The 4,583-nt window shown below is 51.8% G+C and carries 3 protein-coding genes; all 3 read right to left on the bottom strand.

Annotated features, from left to right (window positions below; genetic code table 11):
• The coding region (locus AC1DVH_RS26540) for a hypothetical protein (RefSeq protein WP_477756292.1) at nt 1-1,538 on the bottom strand (1,538 nt) is incomplete at its 3' end.
• On the bottom strand, nt 1,535-3,352 hold the full coding sequence (locus tag AC1DVH_RS26535) for a phospholipase D family protein (protein WP_477756291.1): 1,818 nt from the start codon (nt 3,350-3,352) through the stop codon (nt 1,535-1,537). The genes AC1DVH_RS26535 and AC1DVH_RS26540, both read right to left, overlap by 4 nt.
• Nucleotides 3,349-4,583 (bottom strand): DUF6361 family protein (locus AC1DVH_RS26530; RefSeq protein ID WP_477756290.1); only part of this gene is annotated, 1,235 nt, incomplete at its 5' end. The genes AC1DVH_RS26530 and AC1DVH_RS26535, both read right to left, overlap by 4 nt.

Here is a 4,583-nt window from a genome sequence, read left to right as displayed (position 1 = left end):
CTGGCGGACTCTACGTCGCTGAAGGCCCCTGTAGGTTTCCAGTAGGGAAGTGATGGAGGCATCCATAACAATCGCCAAAGGCCTTGGGATTCAATTTCCTGCATCAGCAGTCGCAGCCTTGCGTTTCTGGTGTCGACAGGAAGGTATTTTTCGATCTCATTTGAGTTAAGCAACGTCCCGGGTGATGCCTGAAAGAGATCGGCAACAGCGGAGACATTTTTGGCCTGGTCTGATCTCAATGCTCGCTTAAAATTGTACTCGTGCATGAAATTGGCGAGATAAGGTGCAGATTTCCAGTGCTCGACAATATCGGGTTGATCAAGCCGGCGGGCGACTGCGTCAACTGTTCGCAGATCAAACAGATCACCTGAGGTCAGTGCCGGCACCATTTGGGTTGGTTGGACCATGGCGTCCTGCTTCTTGGTTAAACCGACGCGTTCGGTGCGACACATCACTGATTGAAGGGCTGACTCGATTCGTGCTTTTAGACGCGTCACCGGTGCGAAGTCCTCGGCGGATCGAGCGCTGAGTAGTGCCGATCTGAAAGCTCCTAAATCATCTTTCAGATGTTCCAACTTCCTATCGTCCTCCATCAGGAAGCCAACAGTCTTGAGAAAATCTTCGTAGTGATCCTCTTCATCTAGGGCCGAAGAGTACATCTTGTAAGGCGTAGCTGAGAGCAAAAGAACCTTGCCGACCGAGCTGTTGAACATCGCCTGAGCGAGTTCTGCTGCGGGATTGTCGTCCGCAGGGGCAAGCAGATCATTAAACCTTTGAAACTCGTCGAGGATGATCAGGTTGGGGTTGAGTGCGGAGAGGCATGACTTGGCGAGGCACCGCCTCAACTCACCAATCAAGCGGAGGCAGTTTTGACGGGTCTGAGAGGATATTTTTCGGCGACGATCACTGTACGACTGCGCGGTCTCAATTAGTAATGCATGAAGAGCGTTGTCAGCAATGACCGCGGAACAAAACGTCGTTGCTATGGCTGTGTCGTACTCCAGCTTGATGTCTGCATCAGCAAACCAGCTTTCCTTTGCCTGGCCTTGCAGTGCGTTTTTAAGCCCTCTGCGGGTCAGTCCAGGAAGGTTGGCTAGCATCTGATAAATCAGCCGACGCTCGTCTTTTCTGCCCGGTCGATTTCCTTGGTTGAACGTGGTTCCGGGGGTGAAACTAATGAAGTTGATTGAATGCTCCCGCAGACGATGAACTTCTAGAGGCAGTAGCGTGAGTCTTGTTGCTCTCGCGAACGATGGTTGGCCTGGCAGCATGAGGCGCGCCACGTTTTGGGCCGCGATGTCGGCGTTGGAGCAGACGTAGATGATGTCAATCCGCTCAGATTGCACTTGGAGCCTTTCCACTACCCGTGCGATGAGGCCTTTGGCAACCAGCGTTTTACCAAGGCCGACCTCATCCGCCACAAGGAAGCGTCGAGTGGGGTGCGGTGAGTCGAAAAGGTGATGAAAAGCGTAGTTAACGGTCGTTCGTTGAAAGTCTTTGAGCTGAGCAAGGACTAGATCTGATGAGAACGAAGTCATGCTTTACGCTTCCTTTTTTGCGCCAAGGCTTGCTCAAACGGTTTCCAGAGTGCTTCGAAGTCATTGGGTATCGCAGACTCAACATCCATGGGTAAGTCCCTGCGCAGGCGTCGCATGAGCTCAGCGATAAAAGTGAGCCTTTCTGGCTCGCGAGCGAATGCCCTGGCCAGCATTTCAAAAAGGGGGGCATCGCCGGCTGTTGGAGAAATTTGCCATTGGGAGCCAGCTTCACCATCGTACGTACGCGAACCTGGGTCCCAATCACCGAGCAGTAGAAGTAGGTATCGGATGAAGGCACCAGGCTTCTTTAGCGCTGTCCGAAGCACTTCTATGTCTCGGTTAGGAGGGGCGTTGTGCATCACCAGATTCAAAGCAAAACTTTGCTGCTGACCGTCAAGCTTAAGGTTGAAGGCCAGAAACGATGTCAAATCCTCAAGTGAAAAATTCCCAAGTCTCATCGCTGGAAGGCGTTCTGACGATGATAACGATATCGCTCTTGCTTGATTGATTGATATTGGCCAGCAACTCACCTCGACCTGTCCAAAGTCAACTTTCTCGACCCCGGCCAGCCACAAGACCCAATCATCCTCCTGTTGAGTACAGGTCAGATGCAACTCCGCACTGCTGATAAGTTGACGCAGCTTGTCCAGATAGGCGCGAGTCTGCTCAGCTTCATCAGATTCAATAACGGGTGAGCGCTGATAGCGGCAGATGATGTCGCCTATGCCCACATCAGAAGTCCAGTTCGAGGGGACTCCGACTCTACTGTGGCGTCCAATCAGCTCCACCATGAACTCGACGTTCTGGCCGGCTAGCAGGGCCGCAGAGGTTGCGTTAGCGGATCCTAGAAACATATGCGTATTCCACGCTTTCCTGCCAACGAACAATTTCGCATGTAGCCCTTGCTGCCGACCTGGGAGCTCGTCAGTATCTTCAGGTGAGTCCACTTGGTCATTTAGCACCCAGTCCTCACCAAAGTAAGTTGAGTTTTTTTCGGGTAGTCGATCCAGCTCCTCGGGTCTGGATATCAAAAAGGTAGCGGAGTAAGTGCTTTCTGTTAGGGCCTTAATCGCCTCAGCAGTGATGAAAGGCGAAATTACTCCCAGCTCATCCCAGCGCTCATTTATGGTCGGGCATGGAATCCACTTCGCAGGTTTTTTGCCCAACCCCAATGCGTGGAAATTAAGGCTTTCAAAATCACCTGGTAGCTCCCATTCCGCGTAGTGGGCATCGTTTGCGAGGCTCTGTAATTTATCAATTCGGGCTGTAGCTAACTTCCGAATGGACAGCTCGCTCAGGCTAGCAATGAAGTTAACCAAAGGTTTGTTCTGGCTGTTTCGCTTCTTGCTGACATGCCCATCCAATCTTAATGAGAGGTCCCATGATGCATCGTCCGTTAGATTTCGAGACAACACCAAAAGCCGCAGCACAGCCGGCCTGCCAATCACATTGGATTTGAATTTCAACAGCCAAACCTTAGGATGGAAAGCTCCTCCGTGGGGCGCTCTAGCCTCATAGACCATGTCTTCCAGCAATACGAACAAAGGGCTGACAATTCGCGGTGGTTGGAGCCGCCCGGGTTGGCAAAAAACCGTAAGTTTCGACGCGGTCCTACGCATTCCTTCAAGCGTCGCAAGCGGATCGATATCTGCAGTAGGAGTTTTTGGATTTGCGAGCCAGCAAAGATTGAGAGGTACGCTAAGCAACGTCACCAGATCAAGGGAAAATGACGTAACTATGCCGGTCTCGAAAGTGTGATCCGGAGGAGGGGTCAAGGCATCGACTAACATGCTGCGCTGGTCTTGGTTGATCATTTGCGCTTCATCCCTTCATGCCATTCTCCCAGCATGCTTTGTGCAATCGACCATCGAAAATTGAGCCTATTCAGGCCTGCCTCGCCGCCCCAAGACGTACGCGCAGCTTTGTTGCTGAATCTGGAGCGTCCACCCTTTAGCTCACGCTCTCTTCGTTCAATGAGGTCAAGTGCGGGCTTATAGCTCCCAAGACCACTTTGTTTTTTCATGACCAAAGCAAACCAGCGCGTCACAAATTCTTGAGTCCTGATGGGGACCATGTAGCCATTTCTACCTACAGAAATCCAAAACTCAGCAAGACTCCAACCCTCAAGGAGGTGTACCTCTGAAGTCTCCCACTCGATCAGTGCATCGCCATGCTTTTTGATCAGATCTTCCCGTTGTTCCAGTCTTGCCAGTTGGAGGTTGTAGAGACGCGCAGCGCCTTGGATCAGTGCATCAAATCGGCGGCAATGTTTGAGCAGCGTTTTGTATCGACCTGGAAATTCAGCGAATTTTGGGTGTTCCCAAATGGTGTTCACTTCCTTGAAGTTGTCTTGGGGTGAGCTGTTCACGGCCAGCCAAGTCAACAGTGAGTCGGGGTGTAACTGACGCCAACGATCAAGCAAAAACTCTGATTCCAGGCGTGTCAGTGCTAAATGCGCATTTTCAGGGAAGTCTTTAGGCATGAGTTTCTTTAACTCTGGATGCCAGAGTCCTCGTTGTTCCCCTGATTCATACTCAATTTCGATACGTCTGGATCGCGTAGTCTGAGTGGCCTTCAAACGTTCGGCCATAGAAAAGTGTTGCTGCTGGCTACCAGAATGAGTCCGAAAGCCCCAGTTGCCCAGCGCGGCCCAATACACAGAGCTAGGAAGGCGCTTAAGTTCGCTCCGGGATCTACGACCTGCAATACCCCAAGCGTCCGAAGGCTCATTCTTGTCGAGGTAAGCCATTAGGCGAATTTCGGCCTCTCGGCCAGCGGCAGGGAAGCGAGACGCGGTCGTACCTTTGACCTCGATCTCGATGTAAAGCCAAGGTATGAAAAAGAAATAGCGGAGCCGAGTGTGAATCGTTGAGGTACCTGGAAAAAGTTGATCCGAGATGGCGTCACGCACACTGCCGATGCCGAGCTCATCTCTTGACTCAGGAGCTTTAAAAAAACTCAGCAAACGAAGACTTCGGTCGCGGGCGGCACCGTCATGGTCAAGCCAGGTAATCGAGGATCCCATCTGTTTGCGCTCCTTTGTTA

Source organism: Pseudomonas sp. P4_C3 (genome assembly GCF_056402075.1).
This window is presented reverse-complemented; position numbering and strand designations above follow the sequence as displayed.

Bases quoted from the DNA above. Each gene is read 5' to 3' on its own strand.
- AC1DVH_RS26535 (WP_477756291.1), bottom strand. From the start codon at position 3,352: ATGATCAACCAAGACCAGCGCAGCATGTTAGTCGATGCCTTGACCCCT.